At 61.2% G+C, this 18923-nt stretch carries 15 protein-coding genes and 4 pseudogenes; 10 read left to right on the forward strand and 9 right to left on the reverse strand.

The window, feature by feature from the left end; translation table 11 throughout:
• Positions 1-265: 265 nt before the first annotated feature.
• The 5 genes and pseudogenes from BPNPMPFG_RS36225 (at position 266) to BPNPMPFG_RS36245 (ending at position 4562) form a co-directional block, all read left to right on the forward strand.
• Positions 266-1006: a DUF6088 family protein gene (locus tag BPNPMPFG_RS36225; RefSeq protein WP_258598644.1), complete on the forward strand. Its 741-nt coding sequence runs from the start codon at positions 266-268 to the stop codon at positions 1004-1006.
• Positions 987-1673: pseudogene (locus BPNPMPFG_RS36230) on the forward strand (nucleotidyl transferase AbiEii/AbiGii toxin family protein); the annotation flags it as partial. The gene BPNPMPFG_RS36225 and the pseudogene BPNPMPFG_RS36230, both read left to right, overlap by 20 nt.
• 121 nt (positions 1674-1794) lie before the next feature.
• On the forward strand, positions 1795-2448 hold the full coding sequence (locus BPNPMPFG_RS36235; protein ID WP_258598646.1) for an AAA family ATPase: 654 nt from the start codon (positions 1795-1797) through the stop codon (positions 2446-2448).
• Positions 2411-3157, forward strand: a complete 747-nt coding sequence (locus BPNPMPFG_RS36240; protein WP_258598648.1) for a hypothetical protein — start codon at positions 2411-2413, stop codon at positions 3155-3157. The genes BPNPMPFG_RS36235 and BPNPMPFG_RS36240 overlap by 38 nt, the downstream gene beginning before the upstream one ends.
• On the forward strand, positions 3144-4562 hold the full coding sequence (locus BPNPMPFG_RS36245) for a UvrD-helicase domain-containing protein (protein WP_258598650.1): 1419 nt from the start codon (positions 3144-3146) through the stop codon (positions 4560-4562). Before BPNPMPFG_RS36240 ends, BPNPMPFG_RS36245 begins: the two co-directional genes overlap by 14 nt.
• Here the strand turns inward: BPNPMPFG_RS36245 and BPNPMPFG_RS36250 are convergent, their stop codons facing one another.
• From BPNPMPFG_RS36250 to BPNPMPFG_RS36260, 3 genes and pseudogenes are all read right to left on the reverse strand, one after another.
• Entirely contained in the window at positions 4563-7568 is a 3006-nt protein-coding gene (locus BPNPMPFG_RS36250; RefSeq protein ID WP_258598652.1) for a UvrD-helicase domain-containing protein, read from the reverse strand. It lies immediately after the preceding gene.
• Positions 7565-7738, reverse strand: a pseudogene (locus BPNPMPFG_RS36255) (ATP-binding protein); the annotation flags it as partial. The pseudogene BPNPMPFG_RS36255 and the gene BPNPMPFG_RS36250, both read right to left, overlap by 4 nt.
• A 162-nt stretch (positions 7739-7900) precedes the next feature.
• The gene (locus tag BPNPMPFG_RS36260; RefSeq protein ID WP_258598654.1) at positions 7901-9403 is read right to left on the reverse strand and encodes a recombinase family protein; all 1503 of its coding nucleotides are present in this window, start codon (positions 9401-9403) and stop codon (positions 7901-7903) included.
• A 552-nt stretch (positions 9404-9955) separates the two neighbouring features.
• Here BPNPMPFG_RS36260 and BPNPMPFG_RS36265 point away from each other — a divergent pair.
• Positions 9956-11224: pseudogene (locus BPNPMPFG_RS36265) on the forward strand (IS256 family transposase).
• Here the strand turns inward: BPNPMPFG_RS36265 and BPNPMPFG_RS36270 are convergent.
• Entirely contained in the window at positions 11193-11549 is a 357-nt protein-coding gene (locus BPNPMPFG_RS36270; protein ID WP_258598655.1) for a hypothetical protein, read from the reverse strand. The pseudogene BPNPMPFG_RS36265 and the gene BPNPMPFG_RS36270 sit on opposite strands and share 32 nt — an antisense overlap.
• Positions 11550-11632: 83 nt before the next feature.
• Entirely contained in the window at positions 11633-12508 is an 876-nt protein-coding gene (locus BPNPMPFG_RS36275; RefSeq protein ID WP_258598656.1) for a recombinase family protein, read from the reverse strand.
• 113 nt (positions 12509-12621) lie between these two features.
• Here BPNPMPFG_RS36275 and BPNPMPFG_RS43650 point away from each other — a divergent pair, with 113 nt between their 5' ends.
• Positions 12622-13020, forward strand: coding sequence for a hypothetical protein (locus BPNPMPFG_RS43650; protein ID WP_495885013.1), 399 nt, complete (start codon positions 12622-12624; stop codon positions 13018-13020).
• Positions 13017-13391, forward strand: coding sequence for a recombinase family protein (locus BPNPMPFG_RS36285; protein WP_319946046.1), 375 nt, complete (start codon positions 13017-13019; stop codon positions 13389-13391). Before BPNPMPFG_RS43650 ends, BPNPMPFG_RS36285 begins: the two co-directional genes overlap by 4 nt.
• A 5-nt stretch (positions 13392-13396) precedes the next feature.
• On the opposite strand, the gene BPNPMPFG_RS36290 is transcribed toward BPNPMPFG_RS36285, so the two are convergent.
• A complete protein-coding gene (locus BPNPMPFG_RS36290) occupies positions 13397-15460 on the reverse strand; it encodes a recombinase family protein (RefSeq protein ID WP_258593427.1) in 2064 nt (687 codons plus the stop codon).
• A gap of 409 nt (positions 15461-15869) precedes the next feature.
• On the opposite strand from BPNPMPFG_RS36290, the gene BPNPMPFG_RS36295 reads away from it, so the two are divergent.
• Together BPNPMPFG_RS36295 and BPNPMPFG_RS36300 are read left to right on the forward strand one after the other, a co-directional pair.
• Positions 15870-17369, forward strand: a complete 1500-nt coding sequence (locus tag BPNPMPFG_RS36295) for a recombinase family protein (protein WP_258598658.1) — start codon at positions 15870-15872, stop codon at positions 17367-17369.
• Positions 17366-17539, forward strand: coding sequence for a hypothetical protein (locus BPNPMPFG_RS36300; RefSeq protein WP_258598659.1), 174 nt, complete (start codon positions 17366-17368; stop codon positions 17537-17539). Before BPNPMPFG_RS36295 ends, BPNPMPFG_RS36300 begins: the two co-directional genes overlap by 4 nt.
• A 20-nt stretch (positions 17540-17559) precedes the next feature.
• On the opposite strand, the pseudogene BPNPMPFG_RS36305 reads toward BPNPMPFG_RS36300, so the two are convergent.
• From BPNPMPFG_RS36305 to BPNPMPFG_RS36315, 3 genes and pseudogenes are all read right to left on the reverse strand, one after another.
• Positions 17560-17988: pseudogene (locus BPNPMPFG_RS36305) on the reverse strand (recombinase family protein); the annotation flags it as partial.
• A 55-nt stretch (positions 17989-18043) separates the two neighbouring features.
• On the reverse strand, positions 18044-18259 hold the full coding sequence (locus BPNPMPFG_RS36310; protein ID WP_258598661.1) for a hypothetical protein: 216 nt from the start codon (positions 18257-18259) through the stop codon (positions 18044-18046).
• A gap of 79 nt (positions 18260-18338) precedes the next feature.
• Positions 18339-18746, reverse strand: a complete 408-nt coding sequence (locus BPNPMPFG_RS36315) for a recombinase family protein (RefSeq protein ID WP_258598662.1) — start codon at positions 18744-18746, stop codon at positions 18339-18341.
• Positions 18747-18923 lie beyond the last annotated feature (177 nt).

Genomic DNA, 18923 nt, shown 5'->3' on the forward strand with positions numbered 1-18923 from the left:
ATATTTCGGACGTCTGTCTTGTCTGCGTCCACTACATCAATACGACCGCCAAGATCTTCGGCACTGCCCCGAGGGTCGGGGAGATCTTGGCATCGGCCGCTGAGAACACCGGCCGTCTGGTCGCAGTTGATTGAGCATCGATGAACACCCGCGAGGCGGGATTAGGCACTGACCAAAGTTTGAATACAAATTCTGGTCACAACGATGTTGTCGATTGCTACTGACCAATTTTTATATATAATCTTCGGTCAGAAAGGCGGCCCAGATGCCAGACCCGACGTCCGACACGCTCGATCGCATTCACGACCGGATCACCCAGGCGGCACCGTCCGGCGTATGGTCGCGCGCCGACTTTCTCGACATTGGGACCCCTAATGCCGTCGAGAAGGCGCTGCAACGGCTGACCCTGCGGGGTGACATCCGCCGGCCCTATCGCGGCCTCTACGACAAACCCAGCGTCAGCAAGCTGACCGGCAAGATGGTGTTTCCGCCCCGCGCCTCGTTCATCGACGCTATCGCCCGGCGCGACAAGCTGCGCGTGCTGGTCGATGGGATGACCGCCGCGAACGACCTCGGCCTGACGACAGCCGTCCCGGCGCGCTCGACGATCTATGCCGACACCTATCCGCGAACGATCGAGATCGAGGCGAGCGCAGGCGATCCGCTGGCGACCAGGCCGGTCATCTACAGACTCGACTTCAAGCGCATCTCGGCAAAGACGGCATTCTGGGCCGGCCGGCCCGCCATGCGCGTGATCCAGGCGCTGACGTGGTTTCGGGATGAACGATCGAGCTTCGATGCGGCCGTCAACGGGATCGTCCGACATCTGTCGCGCAATCCCGATCGAGACAAGATCGCTCAGGACCTGCGCGACAACATTCATGCGGTCCCCGCGTGGATGTATCCGCTGGTAGAGACAATCACGCGCAGGATCGTCGAGGATCAAACCGAAAGCGCGCCGAAGTCAGAACCCACGAAGGGCGATCATGCAGAAGACGTTCATTGAGATCCTGCGCTCGAGCGTCGACGAACGCCGTACGCTCTTCGAGACGGTCGCCGCCCATTTGGGCACCCAAGCGCCAAATATCGAAAAGGACCTCTACGTCTGCTGGGTGCTCGACTTTCTGTTCAACCGCCGGCCGAACGATCCGGTTGGTCTATATTTCAAGGGCGGCACCAGCCTGAGCAAGGCGTATGGATTGGTGCGCCGGTTCTCCGAGGACATCGACATCGGCATGTACAAAGCTGATCTGCATGTCCCGCTGGAAGCGGACATCGCCGCCCTGCCCTCCGTCAATCAGCAGCAACGCGCGCTCGCTGAGAAGGTCGACGAGGCAGCGCGGCAGTACATCTCCGGACCGCTCAGAGAACTGCTGACCAGGGAGCTCGCGATCGTCGAAGAGGCGGCCGGACGTCCTGGCCATTTTTCGTTGGGCTTCGGCTTTGATCTCTACCGCAATAAGGAAGCGCTCGACATCCTGGTGCTTGGCTACAAGAGCGTCTTTGAGTCCGCGGGCAGCTATGTGCAGGCGGCGGTCCGGATCGAAGGCGGTGCGCGCCCCGATCCCGAGCCGGCCGAGTCACGCGAGATCGTGCCCTACATCGTTGCCGAAATGCCGGACGGGGAAAGCCTCGCCTTTCGGAACGTGACGACGGTGAGGCCCGAGCGGACCTGAACCGCTCAAGAGCATCGACACCTATGGCGATTTCCTCGTAGGGTTCAACGCCGGCACCGGCATTGTCGAACCCGAACCGGGAGCCGGGATCGAAACGGCGCTGACCCTGCAACTCACGGTGCAGAGTGATCTCGAGCCGGAATGGTCACTTGTATCCCCGCGCGCTCAGGCAGCGGGACGCACCCGCAATCTCAACTGGGCCGATCGCACCCGAATTGCGCCTGCGCGTCTGGGTGTTACCGGGGACACCCACCTGACATGGCGGCGCGGCTCGGTGCTGAGCAAACTCTCAGATGGCAAGGCGGATACATCGAGCGAGCTTACCCGGTTGGCCCGCCAAATGCGGGACGCCTTCGACCAGAAGGAACTCAAGGAACTCGAAGGGTCCCTGAAGCTGGTCACGATCGCTGCAGGCGAGATGGGTGTGCCAGTCGGCGCGGCGGTGCAGGCTCTCATCGATGCGGGCTCGGTCACCTTCACGGGCGGCACGATCTCTCTTCACGATGAGAATGGCATACCGCTCCGATCTCTCGGCCTGGGCTCGTCGCGTTTGCTTATCGCGGCGTTGCAGCGAAAGGCTGCTGACAAGGCTACGACCTTCCTGATCGATGAACTTGAATATGGTCTGGAGCCGCACCGCATCATCCGGTTGCTCGGAGCGCTTGGTGCAAAAGAGGAAGTTCCCCCGCTGCAGGTGTTCGCGACGAGCCATTTCCCCGACGGCTGTTACGGAATTGAGTGCCCATCAGCTGGATATCGTGCGACGCAATAGCGGTGGAGAGCACGTCGTCACCCGCGCCGGCGACGCCGGCGACGTGCAGGGCACGATCCGAGCTCACGCGCACGCCCTGCTCGCCACCTCGATCATCGTGTTCGAAGGCGGCAGCGAGATCGGGCTCATGCGCGGACTAGATCAGCATTTTACCAGTACGGGTGAGATATCCTTGGCGGCTTGTGGGGCCACGCTCGTCAACGGCAACGGTGATGAGACCTTCAGCCGCGCCAATGCGTTGCAGTCTCTGGGATATCGCGTCGCCATTCTGCGCGATAGTGACAAGCTCGCGCCGGCGGCGGCGGAAGCGACCTTCCTTGCCGGGGGAGGGAATGTTTTCGCTTGGGGCGGCGGTCGAGCCCTGGAGCAGGAACTCTTCGCCGCCCTTCCCGATGGTCCCGCCGCCAGGCTGTTAGATCTTGCCGTCGAGACAAAGGACCGAGCGCTCGTTGAGGCACATATCAAGACGATATCGAACGGAGCCCAAACACTTGACGCCTTGGAGACCGAGGCGCTGATCGATGGTTTCAGTGCCGTTAGCCGGGTACTCCTCGGCAATGCGGCGGCCAGCTTCGGCTGGCTGAAGACCATTACTGCCATGGAGATTGCCGGGCGGACCATTGTCGGGCCGGCCTATGGTGAGAGCAATACCAGCCTGACCGGAGTTATGGATGGCGTGCTGAATTGGGTTGAAGATGGCACCCGCTGAGATCGACCTGAGGGCCATCGGCCGCGGTCTTGTCATAGCACCGGCCGGCTGTGGCAAGACGCAGCTCATTACGGACGCCCTTGCCCGACACGGCGGCGCGAAGCCGATCCTGGTGCTGACCCATACCAATGCGGGTGTCGCAGCGCTGCGCGGTCGTCTGGAAAAGGCGGGCGTGAAACCGGCCATCTACCGTGCCACGACCCTGGACGGTTTTGCGATCCGCCTCATATCAACATTCCCACAGCGGGCGGGACACGACCCTAGGATCGTGACTGACGGGCGGCCCAATTACGAAGCGATTCGGGATGCCGCCGCCCGGCTTGTCGCGGCTGGTCATGTGCATGATATCCTGGCGGCCAGCTACGAAAGGCTGTTTGTGGACGAGTACCAGGATTGCTCGATCCGCCAGCATGCGCTCGTGACCTGGCTCGCTCAGAGCCTGCCGACTGCCATTGTGGGAGACCCGTTCCAATCGATCTTCGGATTCGGGGCCGACCGCCTGGCGGACTGGAATTCAGAGGTCATCGCATTCTTTCCGGTGTCCGGGGAGCTGACGACGCCCTGGCGGTGGAACAATGCCGGTGCAGCAGACCTAGGCAATTGGTTGCTCTCCATACGAGGGGACCTTGCCAAGGGCGCACCGATTGACCTGCGCACGGCGCCTGCCGGTGTTCAGTGGATCCAGCTCGACGCTCGGCATGACGATGCGCTTCGTGTCGCCGCGGCCGCCGTGGAAGCGCCTGGCGATACGAAGGTGTTGATCATTGGCGATAGCACCGATCCCCGCGGACAACGTCGGTTTGCGCGTCAGGTGGATGGCGCGGTGACTGTCGAAGCCGTGGACTTGCGTGACCTCACCGATTGTGGGGCATCTTTCGATATCAGCGACAGCCAAGCCCTGTCCGTCGTGACCGACTTCGCTGAGAACCTGATGAGCAACTTTTCCGCGGCCGACCTGGTGCGGACGATTGCATCGGCCAGGGCGGGCACACTTGGCCGTGCCTTGTCGGATATGGAGCAGGCGGCCGTCGCTTTTGAGGAGGAGCGAACGCTCTTCCGCGTCACCGATCTTCTCGTTGCCATCAGCCGGGCGGGTGGGGTGCGATGCTATCGGCCGGCGGTCCTTGCGGCGGCGCAGCGAGCCTTGCAGCTGGCGGGATCGGCCGGGGGACCGTCCTTCCAGGAAGCGACGGTTGCAATCGGTGAGCAGTCGCGGCTTGTGGGTCGACCGCTGGCCAGACGCTCGGTCGGCAGCACGCTGCTGCTCAAGGGGCTCGAGGCCGACATCTCCGTGGTGCTCAATGCCGGCGCCCTGAACGCCCGAAATCTCTACGTCGCCATGACCAGAGGATCGCGTCGGGTGCTGGTTTGCTCCCCGTCACCGATCCTCAATCCGGCCTGGTGATCAGGGCGAACGCGGTTCGATCCACGCAACGTGCCCCGACGACATATAGACGACGGCGCCACGCTCGGCGCCGGTCACCACGAGGTAGTCCCGCAGCTGCGCCGTGTGCGCGCCTTGTGCGGCCGCGTCCGGATTCACATCTGATTTCCAATCGACAACCAGGGCGATCCGATCCCCCTCCATCACGACAGCATCCGCTCGGCCAGCAAGGAAGCGTGGCGGGCTGGCGGCCCAGAGTGGGATTTCGGGAACCAGCCGTGAAACAAATGGGGTGAGCTCCGGCAGGCCGAGTGTGCGCAGCGCCGTGGCGGCCATCTCGACCGGATCCGGCCCGGCCGCTTCCGCCTCGTCATCGACGAGAGTTTGCAATTGACCCAGCAGTTCGGACGCACGTTGGGTCACTTCTTCCCGGGCCGAGGGCAGTTCACCGTTGAGAAGCTCTTCCATGAGCTTATGCAGGACGTTACCACGCAGTGCCCCCGCCCCGATTATGCGTTGGCCGTCTGACGTTATATCCACGACGAAGCTGTCCATCGTGTCGGCGCTGCGGTCCGGGTCGCGCTCGCTCGGACGGTCCCAGATAATCGGTGCTGAGGCCGCATCGATCCGCTCGGCCTCAGTCGCAAAGACCGCCTCTGTCTGTTCGTTCGTGTCGGCATGCGCCGGGCTGGCCACAGGGGCCGGCAATGAGTCAGTTTGAAGCTCGGTCAGGCGCTTCTGGCCAAGATCCATCACGCGCGACCATGAGCGCGAGGATGCCCCTGGCAGGTCGGGGATGACCAGCAAGTCGCGGGCACGTGTGGTCGCCACATACCACAGCCGCTCACGCTGCCTGGCTTCGCGGAACTCCTCCTCTTCGCGGGCGGCCGCAAGCTCTGGCGGCTCGATGCCCCCGACGATCCAATGGATCGTGTCATCCGACTGCCGATAGACGAACTGGTCCTGAGGCTTGAAGCGGGTGGAGGAGTTCACCGTGATGACAACCGGCCATTCTAGACCCTTCGCACTGTGCATGGTGACGATTTCGACCGAGTCACCGGAAACATCCACCCTACCCTCGGGGTGGCGGCGCTTGCGTTGCCACCCACGCTGGAGATCGAGAGCAAATGCGCGCAGGCCCGCAACTCCATACGGTCGTGCAAGCTCGACGATGGCATCGAGATTCGCCAGTGCGCGGGCGTTGCGTTGGCCGTGCCGGGCGGCCATCACAACCCGAAGGTCCAGGCGCTCGATCGCGTAGGCGAGCAACTGCATGGGCGTGAGTTCCGCCGCGAGACGATGCAGACCTTGGAGCTTTACGAGCATGTCCCGTGCAAGGGGATGGACCACGTCGTCAGCGGATGTCCGAAGCTGGAATCGCCGGCGCGCATCGGCGTCGGGCTGGAGGGCCGCGGTGATGTCCAGCAGCTCTTCGTCGGTCAGCCCCACAAGCGGACCACGCATGAGGGCGCCGAATGCGAGCGTGTCCAAGGGGTCCGCCAAGATTCGGACCAGGGCGAGAAGGTCTTGCAACTCCTGTCGCCGGAACAGCGCGTTGCCTGCTTGTGATGCGACAGCGATCCCTTGTCCTTCAAGCGCGCGCTCGTAGCGCCAGAGATCGGTATGGGTCGGGGCGAGCAGGGCAATGTCACCGGCGCGCAGACGCCTGTCGGTGCCGTCCGCCTCGGTGATCGTAAGTGCCCCGATCAAGCGGGCGCACAGTTCGGCCACCGCCGCCGCCTCTCCCTCGCGCTGCTCTTCGGCACGGGCATCGCGCGGGACGTCGATCGTCAGCTTGGCAGCAGCAGGGAATGGCAGCGGCGGCGGATTCACTGTTGCCGTCAAGGGTACGAAACCCGGTTGCCCCGGCTTTGCGAGCACCTCTTTAAACACCTGATTGACGTGCTCGATGACTTCCGAGCGAGACCGGAAATTGGCGGTGACGGCAAGCAAGCAGCCATTGGATGATTTCTCGATGACCGACTTTGCGAGGGCGTAGGCCTCGATATCGGCGCCGCGAAACCGATAGATGGCCTGCTTCGGATCGCCGACCAGAAACAACGCACCGGGACGAAGCTGCGCCTCTTCCCATTGGGCAGGCCGAGTGGCGGCAGCGATGCAGAAGACGATCTCGGCCTGTAGCGGGTCGGTATCCTGGAATTCGTCGACGAGAAGGTGCGGGTAGCGGCCGGCGAGCCAATCCCGTATCTCAGGATGCTCACAGACAAGGACGCGCGCTTGCAAAAGCAGATCGTCAAAATCGAGGACCGCAGCATCTCGTTTGCGTCGGTCATATGCCTCGATGACTTCGCTCAAGAGCGCGGCCAGTTCGTGTACGAGCCTCTGCGCGATCGATCCGATCAACACGCGATAGGCGGCACTGACCTGCTCAAACTGAGCGGCCGCCTCGGCGGCCCGGCGCTGACCCTCGACCGCTCCAAGGACGCTCTTCCAGGCCGTTGTTCTGCCGTAAGGCTGCAGGTCGATGGACTTTGGCCGCATCGCACCGATGCGCGGCGGCTGGGTCAAGCGCCACAGGGCTGCGAAGTCGGTATTCGCCAGGGCCTCCTTATAAAATGCGGCAAGCAGCTCCAAGTCATCGATCAGGTCCGCTGTGCCTGTTTCGCCAGGCCCGGCCGCGTGCCACCGGGAAAACGCTGCGACGGCATCGGCAAATGTCAGGTCTGGCCGGGATGAAAGATCCGGTGAAGGCGCAGTCGCAGTGCGATGGTCTCGGCGCAGCATGGCAAGTTCGCGAATGCGCTCGACGACGCCAAGCGGATCGTCCTTGGCCAGGGTAGCGATCGCTCCATCTTCGTCTGCACCGTCCGTCAGCTTGCCCTTCAGCCATTCGGAGAGCACTTCATCGAAAAGGGCTTCGGCGACGGTCCCGTCGACGACCCGCGATCCGGGATCGAGACCGGCGGCCAGCCCATGCGAGCGAAGGATGCCCTGGCAGAACCCGTGGTGTTGATTTTCACTAGGAACTGACCCGGCATTTCCACCGAGAAGTGACCCGCCCTTCATGTATGTTTTGGTTCTGCGGGGACGGTCAAGGTTCTGATTTTCTCCTTTGCTTTTTTAGGCTCGTGGGCAGAGCTGTTTTTGAACCGGAAGCTGTCGTTTCCGGTTTCGAGGATGTGGCAATGGTGCGTCAGCCGGTCGAGAAGCGCTGTCGTCATCTTGGCATCCGCGAATGCTTCATGATGCACCTTTCCTTGATCGCCTGGTCCGTTGCAGTCGGCGTTGAAGTTGATCGATCTGGTCGCTGGAAAGGCTGATCTGCCAAGGCTGGCCTTTCGTGCTTTGCCGACCGTGGACAAGGCCCTGGGCGAGATAGTCGAAGATGGTTTGAGCCGTCACGCCGATTGCAGCGGCTGCGCCCCGTACAGAGTAGGTTCCATCAGGCCAGCGCGGCGGATTGGCTGCGACGCCGTTGATCTTGGCTGTGGGGATTCCCCAACGGTGGCGTAAGAGCCAGATGTTCTCATAGCTGAACAGCTTGCCTCGCGCCGGACGCCCTCGTCATTCAATATTTTGGCGATTTGCCTGTCCATATCGCCCGCAGCATTGAGTTGCGTGATCCGCTCACGCACAAGCTCGAGTTCGCCATAGTCTCGATCGTAAGATTGAACTCGCCGTTGGATTTGATGGTCGCTGGTTGCGCCGGTCTGCCAAAGAATCCTGATGGCGACCTGACCGCGTATCTTCTTCTGGTCGAGAACGACCTCCTGCACGATGAAGCGCAAGATACGTTTGCGGTCTTCTGGCTGGGTGGTTTCTGAGTGCCAGATAGCCGGCAAATTCTCGGCGAGTTCCTGAAGCGCCGCGTGATCCTGTGCCTGTAACACCAAGGGCTCTCGGTCTCTCCACCGACGATATTCCTGCTCGATCTCATCGATCAAGCGCAGCTTGTCTTCCCATGCCTTTTCCAGGGTTCTGGCGACGAGACGATTTTCCGGTTCCACGGTGTCGTATTGTCGTCGAGCCCGCTCGGCGTCGTACCGCGCACGTTCCCGCCGTAGCGCCCATTGTTTCTCGAGGCTTCGTGTTTCCTCCGCAATCTCGTCGAGCGCAGCGATGGCGATGGCGATTTGGTCAGGTTCCAACGCCTTCAGGAGGGTTTGGGCGACCAACTCATCTACTGCGGGCGCCCGAACCTCCTGACAGAGAGAGCTGCCGGTCTGGTTGCGGTCCGCCAGGCAGCAGTAAACGGGGCATGCACTGTCGGGGCCGCTGTAGCGCACGGTCATCCGCCGTCCGCATTGGCCGCAGACCGCCAAGCCCTGCAGCAAAGCAATGCCCTTGCGCGGCGCGCCGCGGTGGCCGGACTCGTATCGATTGGTGTTGTCGGCGAGGCGTCGCTGATTGGCCATGAACTCCTCCCAGTTAATATAACCAGGGTGTGCGTCTTTGATGCAAATATCCCAGTCGTCAATGGCCACCTTCGAGGTTGCGCGGTGCGAACCTGGACCTTGGCGGACCGCATTTATTCGGCGCCGGCCGTAGACATATGCGCCGGCATAGGCCGGGTTGTGCAAAATATGATGGACATGGGCGATGGTGGCGTCTCGCCACACCAGTTCATGGGGCGCCGGCCCGCGAAGCGGCCGCACCGGTACGCGTAGGTCGTGCGTGCGCAGGTAACGCATAACGCGTCGCGCGGTCTGAAGCTCTCTAAATTTGTCGAAGATCAGACGCAGCCGAGCCTGAACCTCTTCATCAGGGTTGAACACGATCTGGCCGGAGCGGTTGTAGGCCAAGCCACCTGGCAGCGGTATGCGAAGCGCGCCTCGCGCAGCCTTCTGCCGCTCCCCTTGATGCAGGCGGATGCGGATCTGGTGCAACTCCGCTTCACTCATGATCCCCGAGAGCCCTAACAGCAGCCGGTCGTGATAGGCGCAGGGATCGTACGATCTATCATGTTGATACCCTTATTCGGTAGCAGGTGGGTTAAAGTCGAGGTGTTGCCGCACGCCGGATTTGAGCTCTTGTATTGCTGCGATTGTTGCTGCGGCATCTGGAAACAGAACGCGTTTGTAAGTGGCGTTTTGGTGGATACTGATCACGCCATTGCGGATTCGATGCCGGATCCAGAGCGAGAAACGTCCGCTGCCATCGCTAGTTCAGACACCTTTAGCCACCCGGGAATGTGGTGAGAGCGGGCTGGTGTAGACTGCCTCAATACGCGATGGCGTTGTCGGACGATCTGGACTGTGCGCACAGGAACGTAGCTGCGGCGCGGTGAGCGGAAGCCTTCCTTAGTCAGTGTGGCCGCTATTTCCGTGTCGTTGAGCCCTTGATGAGCCAGCTCGGGAGCTATGGCTGAAACTGGGTGATGACGGTTTGAGAAGGGCGGCGTATCGAGGCGGGTGATGAAGCCTGCCAGAACCTCTCAAGGAGAGCGATACGCCATGAACGAGACTATCAACATTGTTCGCCTTCGTCAGCCCGACGAAATCGATGATCCCCTGACGGATGTGCTTCGCACCGGCGCGCGCAAATTGCTGGCGCAGGCGATCGAGATGGAGGCCGAAGCGTTTCTTGCCGAGATGCGGGATCTCAAGCTTCCGGACGGACGTGACCGGCTGGTCCGGCACGGTCACGGGCCGGAGCGGAGCATCCAGACGGGGATCGGGGCGGTGCCCGTCAGCCGGGTGAAGGTCCGGGATCGCGGCGCGAACGGTGAAGCGGAGCGCATCCGTTTTTCCTCATCGATCCTGCCGAAATGGGCGCGTCGGACACGAAGTCTGGATGCGCTTCTTCCCGTTCTCTATCTGCGCGGCATTTCGACGGGCGACTTTCAGGAAGCTCTGGCAGCTCTGTTGGGCAAGGAGGCGCCGAACCTCTCACCCTCGGTGATCACGCGACTGACGGCGGAGTGGGGCATCGAATACGATCGTTGGCAAAAGCGCGATCTTTCGGCGCGCCGCTATGTGTATGTGTGGGCGGACGGGGTCTACCTGCAGGCCCGGATGGAAGATCATGCCGAATGCATGCTGGTCCTGATCGGCGCCACGCCCGAGGGCAAGAAAGAGCTGCTCGGCTTCCAGACCGGCATTCGTGAGAGCGCACAGAGCTGGCGCGAGCTGCTGGTCGACGTCAAGCGTCGTGGCCTGCAGATCGCGCCCGATCTTGCCGTCGGCGACGGCGCGCTTGGCTTCTGGAAAGCGCTCGATGAGCTCCTTCCCGGCACCAAGCACCAGCGATGCTGAGTGCACAAGACAGCCAACGTGCTCAACAAGGTGCCGAAATCGGTGCAGGCCGCCATGAAGACGGACTTGCGCGAAATCTTTTCCGCCCCGAACCGAGCCTCAGCCGAGACGGCGATTGCCGTCTTTGTCGAGAAATATGATGCGAAATACGGCAAGGCGGTCGACTGCCTGACCAAAGATCAGAATGCCTTGCTGGCGTTCTACGATTTCCCCGCCGAACATTGGGATCATCTGCGAACGTCCAATCCCATCGAGAGCGTCTTTGCGACCGTTCGCCATCGCACGGTGCGTACCAAGGGCTCACTCTCCTCGAAAACCGCCAGGCTGATGGTCTTCAAGCTGGTCATGGCCGCGGCCAGGACGTGGCGACGACTGAAAGGACAAAATCAGTTGCCTAAACTCATCGCAGGTGCAACGTTCCAGGATGGAATCGAGGTCATTGAACTGAAGCCGCAGAGCGCCGCTTGATCAGCCTCGTCACCCAAATTGCAGCATAGCTCGCCAGCTCGAGCAGCCGGACCTCCATCTCGGCGCCGCGAGACAGGGCGCTCAAGGCATGAACTCTCGGCTCGACCTCGCGTTCGGTGACTTCACCGCCTCGCCAAACGATGCGGATCGTAATCCGATCTCGGACCACCCGTTGCAGGATCACTTTGTCGATCAGCCTGCGTAGCAAGGCTTTCTTGCGTCCCCACTCTATGTCAGGTCTCTGCCAAAATTCGGGAAGTTGCGAACCGGCAGCGACAAAATCATTCTGTTCTGTCGGCGTCAGATCATCAGATTGGCTTTGCATTGCGCGACGGCGCTCAAGTGCATCCTCCGCTTGACGAAGCTCACGCGGAGCCCCCTCCCAACGGCGCTCCAACTCGGCCGCGATCAGGCGATTGTCTGGGTCAACCCGATGTATTGCCGTTCTGCGAGCAGCGCTTGGTAGCGCAGGCGTTTGATCTGCTGCTCTTCCGCGCGCTCAAAAGCCTCGTCTGCCTGCTGACGAGCATCTTTGGCGTGCATCAACTCGGCCAACTCAGCCGGACTGGCCGCCGCGAAGAGGGCCTCAACGACGCGGGCGTCGATGGGATCGGCTGGCAAATGCTGGCATAAGGCTCCGCCCTGGCTGCGTGCCAGGAAGTTGCAGACGTAACGGTTGCCGTTCTTGTATTCAACGCCCATTTTATGGCCGCATCGCCCGCACCAGACAATGCCTTGCAACACCGCCGCGCCATCACGCGGCGCACCGCGTGTCTGGTTTCGTCGGTATTCAGCGTGATTGTCGCTCAGCATGGTCTGGATCCGCTCGTAACGCTCCCAATCGCAATAAGCAGGATAACGGTCTTTAACTACGATTTTCCACTCTGCCATTGGCCGGCGTCGCGAGATGATTTTACCACTCGCATACCTGGCGTGACAGGACTGACTGCGGCCATAGACGAAGGCGCCGGCATAGGCCGGGTTCTTCAACATCGCGGCAAGCATGCTGGCCGTTGGCACGCGCCAGATAACGTCGCCAAATCGATTTCGCCGCGGTATGGCGAGCGCACGATCCCGCAAGGAACGGATCACTTTTCCTACGGTGCCCAACTCCCAGAATGCAGAGAATATCAGGGCAATCCGGTCCTGCACTTCCTGGTTTGAATCCTTCATCACGACACCGTTGGCGTCCCGCTCCAACCCGGCTGGTAACAGCAACGCCAACTCACCCCGTTCAGCCTTGCTGAGCAAACCAGCCGTCAGGCGGCCACGAAGCGTGTGCAATTCCACTTCCGAGATGGTGCCCTTCGAACCCGCGACATACTGCCCAGCAACAGCCGCTTGAAGTCGTTGTCCAATATCCGCATCACCCGCAGGCCGGCGAGCGCCTCACGGTCGTGCGGCGTCTCCTTTACGCCGGTCACGCCCACTTCGTCGTCGAGCTGCCAGGCGGCGGCCGGCTCCTGCTGCCTGCATGGATGACCGAGAACAACGCGGCGACGCCGCCCGTGATGGCCACGCCGCGGCTTTCCTTCGCCTGCCTGCGAGAGCTGCGCCAGCTCGTCGACGCGCAGGGCGTATCCTTGTCGCCATCGCTTGAAGCGATTCGCAACGATGGAGACGATGATGCAACAGCATGCCCAAAAGCGGCAACTCGATCTTCTCATGTTGGCGGCCGACGATGTCGTGCCCCGGCTGTTCGATCCAGTGAGGCGCGCGGAGATCGTGAGCCTGCTCAAAGCTCTCCTAAGCGATCGCCTCGCCCCGGTCAGAATATCGGAGGAGACGGACGATGACTAAAATCACTGCCGATCACCTGGCGCGCAGCGCCTATGTCCATGTTCGTCAGTCCACCCCGGACCAGCTTGCCAACAACCCCGAGAGCCGACGACGCCAGTACGCCTTGAAGACGCGCGCCCGCGCCTTGGGCTGGGAGAATGTGGTCGTCATTGACGATGATCTCGGCCGCTCGGGCGGCGGGACGGCGCGACCGGGTTTCGAACGCCTCCTGGCGGCGATCGGCAGCGGCGGCGCCGGCGCGGTCTTTGCCCTCGAAGCCTCGCGCCTGGCCCGCAACGGGCGCGACTGGCACACCCTCTTGGAGTTCTGTGCCCTTGTGGGCAGCCTGATCATCGATGAGGACGGGATCTACGATCTATCATGTTGATACCCTTATTCGGTAGCAGGTGGGTTAAAGTCGAGGTGTTGCCGCACGCCGGATTTGAGCTCTTGTATTGCGGCGATTGTTGCAGCGGCATCTGGAAACAGAACGCGTTTGTGAAGGGCGTTTTGGCGGACACTGATCACGCCATTGCGGATTCGATGCCGGATCCAGGAGCGAGAAACGTCCGCTGCCATCGCTAGTTCAGACACCGTTAGCCACCCGGGAATGTGGTGAGAGCGGGCTGGTGTAGACTGCCTCAATACGCGATGGCGTTGTCGGACGATCTGGACTGTGCGCACAGGAACGTAGCTGCGGCGCGGTGAGCGGAAGCCTTCCTTAGTCAGTTTGGCCGCTATCGCCGCGTCGTCGTCCCCTTGATGAGCCAGTTCGAGCAGCCGGACCTCCATCTCGGCGCCGCGAGACAGGGCGCTCAAGGCATGCACCCTCGGCTCGACCTCGCGTTCGGTAACTTCACCGCCTCGCCAAACGATGCGGATCGTAATCCGATCTCGGACCACCCGTTGCAGGATCACTTTGTCGATCAGGCTGCGTAGTAAGGCTTTCTTGCGTCCCCACTCTATGTCAGGTCTCTGCCAAAATTCGGGAAGTTGCGAACCGGCAGCGATAAAATCATTCTGTTCTGTCGGCGTCAGATCATCAGATTGACTTTGCATTGCGCGACGGCGCTCAAGTGCATCCTCCGCTTGACGAAGCTCACGCAGAGCCCCCTCCCAACGGCGCTCCAACTCGGCCGCAATCAGGCGATTGTCAGGGTCAACCCGATTGTATTGCCGTTCTGCGAGCAGCGCTTGATAACGCAGCCGCTTGATCTGCTGCTCTTCAGCGCGCTCAAAAGCCTCGTCTGCCTGCTGACGAGCATCTTTGGCGTGCATCAACTCGGCCAACTCGGCCGGACTGGCCGCCGCGAAGAGGGCCTCAACGACGCGGGCGTCGATGGGATCGGCTGGCAAATGCTGGCATAAGGCTCCGCCCTGGCTGCGTGCCAGGAAGTTGCAGACGTAACGATTGCCGTTCTTGTATTCGACGCCCATTTTATGGCCGCATCGCCCGCACCAGACAATGCCTTGCAACACCGCCGCGCCATCACGCGGCGCACCGCGTGTCTGGTTTCGTCGGTATTCAGCGTGATTGTCGCTCAGCATGGTCTGGATCCGCTCGTAACGCTCCCAATCGCAATAAGCAGGATAACGGTCTTTAACTACGATTTTCCACTCTGCCATTGGCCGGCGTCGCGAGATGATTTTACCACTCGCATACCTGGCGTGACAGGACTGGGTGCGGCCATAGACGAAGGCGCCGGCATAGGCCGGGTTCTTCAACATCCCGGCAAGCATGTTGGCAGTTGGGACGCGCCAGACAACGTCGCCAAATCGATTTCGCCGCGGTATGGTGAGCGCACGATCCCGCAAGGAACGGATCACTTTTCCGACGGTGCCCAACTCCCAAAATGCAGAGAATATCAGGGCAATCCGGTCCTGCACTTCCTGGTTTGAATCCTTCATCACGACACCATTGGTATCCCGCTCCAACCCGGCTGGTAACAGCAAAGCCAACTCACCCCGTTCAGCCTTGCTGAGCAGACCAGCCGTCAGGCGGCCACGAAGCGTGTGCAATTCCACTTCCGAGATCGTACCCTTCAGGCCAAGCAACAGGCGCCCGTTGGCCGAGCCCGGGTCGTAAATTCCGTCGCGGTCGCCGATGAGGCATTGCCGATAGCCGCATAAATCGAGGAGTGGGTACCAATCGGAACAATTGCGGGCAAGCCGTGTCACTTCATACGAGAGAACGATGCCAACTTCACCCAATGTGACGCGTCCAAGGAGATCTTTGAAGCCGGCACGGTGAGCCGCCGCAGCTCCACTCTGGCCAAGGTCCGCGTCGATCACTTCGATATTGGTGTCGTCCCAGCCGAGATCCCCCGCACGCTGATGCAATGCATACTGCAGCCGCAGGCTTTCCTGGTTGTTGACCATCTGATGTGGTGTCGATTGCCGGATGTAAATCACGGCTTTTCGGCACAAATGCTGGGTTGTTATCAGATCCGACATCATGGCTCGCCCTCCAGAGAACCATGCGGTTCCGATCGGGGTGATTCGGTTTCTGACGTCAGGCTATCATGCTCAGCCATATCGCCGGAACTTCGCGGCGCCTGCGCCTTTGCGCAACTGACCAGGCGAATAAAATCGCGAACGCTCGCAGTCGAAAGCTTGGCTGACGGCGAATCTGGTGCCGATGGATACAGATTGGTGGCCGAGATCGGAATCTTCAGGAGAACATCATCGCGGTAAACGACAAGAAGCTGACGATAGGCGCCGGCGCCGCTCGGTCCTGCCGCTAAAATGAAATCGCGCCCATAAAGAGGGTGTGCCGGATCAGTAACTGTTATGCGCTGATCATCTCCAAATCTAATTGGGGCATTAAGATGTGTGCTCGTACGATTCCCGGCTTGTCAACGATCGCTTGCTGCTCGGCATGAAAGGCACTTTCAGCGAACTTGAGCTGTCGACGCTGCGGCAGCGCTCGCAAGAGGCATTGCGCCTGAAAGCGGCGCGCGGCGAACTGCACACGACGGTGGCGATCGGCTACCGGCGGGGCGCTGACGATCGTCTGGAACAAGACCCTGACCGGCGCATCCGCGAAGCGCTGTCGCTGGTGTTCCACAAATTTCGTGAGATCGGCAGCGTACGCCAGCTCGTCCTGTGGCTGGGCCAGGAGGGGATCGACCTGCCGACCGCTGTCCATGGTCCTCAGGGGTGGACAGTGCGGTGGGGGGCGCCGCGCTACCACGCCGTCCATCGGCTGCTGACCAATCCGGTCTATGCTGGTGCCTATGTCTTTGGCCGCACCGCCACGCGCACGCGCGTCCAAGATGGCCGCAAAGTCGTCACCCACGGTGTCGCGCGCCGGCGTGAGGACTGGGCGGTTGTGATCCGCGATCACCATGATGGCTATATCTCCTGGACCGAGTATGATCGCAACCAGACGATGATTGCCAACAATGCGAACATGAAGGGAACGATGGTCGCGGGCGCGGTGCGCAATGGCAGTGGACTTCTCGTCGGCTTGCTGCGCTGCGGCTGCTGCGGCCGCAAGCTCAAGGTGCTGCACCATTCACGCCGCGATGCGCGCTATGTCTGCGGTACCCATGTTGACCCGTCGACCGAGAAACGGTGTACCGTCTTCAGCAACATGCGCATCGATGCGGCGGTGTCAGCGGAAGTGCTGCGGGCAATTGCACCGCTGGCACTTGAGGCGGCGTTGCAATTGATTTCCGATCGCAAGCAGGCCGGCAACGAACGGCTGCGGCAAAGCGAGCTCGCCCTGGACCAGGCCCGCTATGAGGCGGCGCATGCACGCCGCCAATACGACGCCGTTGATCCAGATAACCGCCTTGTCGCCGGCGAGCTCGAACGGCGATGGAATGACTGTCTGGCGGCGGTCGCCCGGCTTGAGGATCAGGTCCGGAGCTTGCGCAGCGAGCAGCCGAGCGCCCTAAGCGAGGACGAACGCACGATGCTTATAGCGCTCGCAGACGACATGCCTGCGCTGTGGAACCATCCCGCCGCGTCCGTCGAGACGCGCAAGCGGATTTTGCGCACCGTGCTGAAGGAGATCATTGTTACAGCCGAGACCGGTCGGCTCCACCTCGTGCTACACTGGCACGGCGGCGATCACACGCGGCTCGACGTGGTGAAGAACCGGTCTGGCCAAAACCGCTACAAGACTGATGTGGCGACCGAACAACTGATGCGCGAACTCGCCCGCCTTTTGCCGGATCACAGCATCGCCCCCGTCCTCAACCGGCTCGGCATACGCTCGGCCAGGGGACCTGGACGCAACTGCGCGTGCGCAATTTCCGCGGTGCGCATCAAATCCCGGTCTACCGGGAGGGCGAACGTGCAGAGCGCCATGAGCTTGTCCTGCGCGAAGCTGCAAGCCGCCTCGGCGTCAGCAACATGACCGTTATTCGCCTGATCCGGGATGGACTGCTGCCGGCAAGGCAGGTATGCGCCAGTGCCCCCTATGTCATCCGCGAGGATGATCTCGCCCAGCCGGCAATCCGCCAGGCGATCGCGAAAGGTCGCCCAGTATCAGCCGATGCTCGCCAAGAAACCCTGCCTTTTCAATGAGATCACGAGGTACTGCATCATGTCACCGTCCTCTTCAGGCCAAGCAAGAGGCGCCCGTTGGCCGAGCCCGGGTCGTAAATGCCGTCGCGGTCGCCGATGAGGCATTGCCGATAGCCGCATAAATCGAGGAGTGGGTACCAATCGGAACAATTGCGGGCAAGCCGTGTCACTTCATACGAGAGAACGATGCCAACTTCACCCAATGTGACGCGTCCAAGGAGATCTTTGAAGCCGGCACGGTGAGCCGCCGCCGCTCCGCTCTGACCAAGGTCCACATCGATCACTTCGATATTGTTGTCGTCCCAGCCGAGATCCCCCGCACGCTGATGCAATGCATATTGCAACCGCAGGCTTTCCTGGTTGTTGACCATCTGATGTGGCGTCGATTGCCGGATATAAATCACGGCTTTTCGGCACAAATGCTGGGTCGTTATCAGATCCGACATCATGGCTCGCCCTCCAGAGAACCATGCGGTTCCGATAGGGGTGATTCGGTTTCTGACGTCAGGCTATCATGGAACTTTGCGGCGCCTGCGCCTTTGCAGAGAAGACAAGGCGAATAAAATCGCGAACGCTCGTAGTTGAAAGCTTGGCTGACGGCAGATCTGGTGCCGATGGATACAGATTGGTGGCCGAGATCGGAACCTTCAGGAAAACATCATCGCGGTAAACGACAAGAAGCTGACGATAAGGGTCGGCGCCGCTCGGTCTGCCCGCCAAAATGAAATCGCGCCCATAAAGTGGGTGCGTCGGATCGGTAACTGTTATCCGTTGATCATCCCCAAATCTAATTGGGGCATCAAGATGTGTGTTCGTAGAGGCGCTCGCCATCGGCGATGATAACGCCGAACAATGAACACAACTCGAGGAGTTGATGCCAATCCCGGTTGTTGCGCGCCAATCGAGATGCATCGAGGCTGACCACCAGGCCCGCGTTGCCGAGCCCGATCTCGGCGATGAGCCGTTGGAAGCCGCCACGCTCGACTTGGCCGTTTCCCGATTTTCCAAGATCCTCGTCGATGACGACGACACGATCCGGCGGCCAGCCCAATCTAACGCCGCGGTCCACCAAACTGTACTGAAGTTCGGTGCTTTCCTGGTGGTGGCGCACCTGGTTTATTGAGGATTGGCGCACATACACGTAAGCGAACTTTGAACGTCGGACGGCCGTGAGCCGCTCGTCAGGACTGCTCGGAATAGCCAACATCAAACCGCTCCCTCGCCGCTGGCGCGTTCGGCGGCATCCGGCGGATCAGAGTCGCGAGCATCTGCGCGACTTGGTGCTGAGATACCGGTGGGAGATTGTTCCAAAGGCTGGGCGTATCTGGCTTGATCCTTACCAGTGGAACACTGGTCTCCGGTAGAGACACGGCAATCCGATGCG

The organism is Mesorhizobium sp. AR07 (genome assembly GCF_024746815.1).
Taxonomy (GTDB): Bacteria; Pseudomonadota; Alphaproteobacteria; order Rhizobiales; family Rhizobiaceae; genus Mesorhizobium.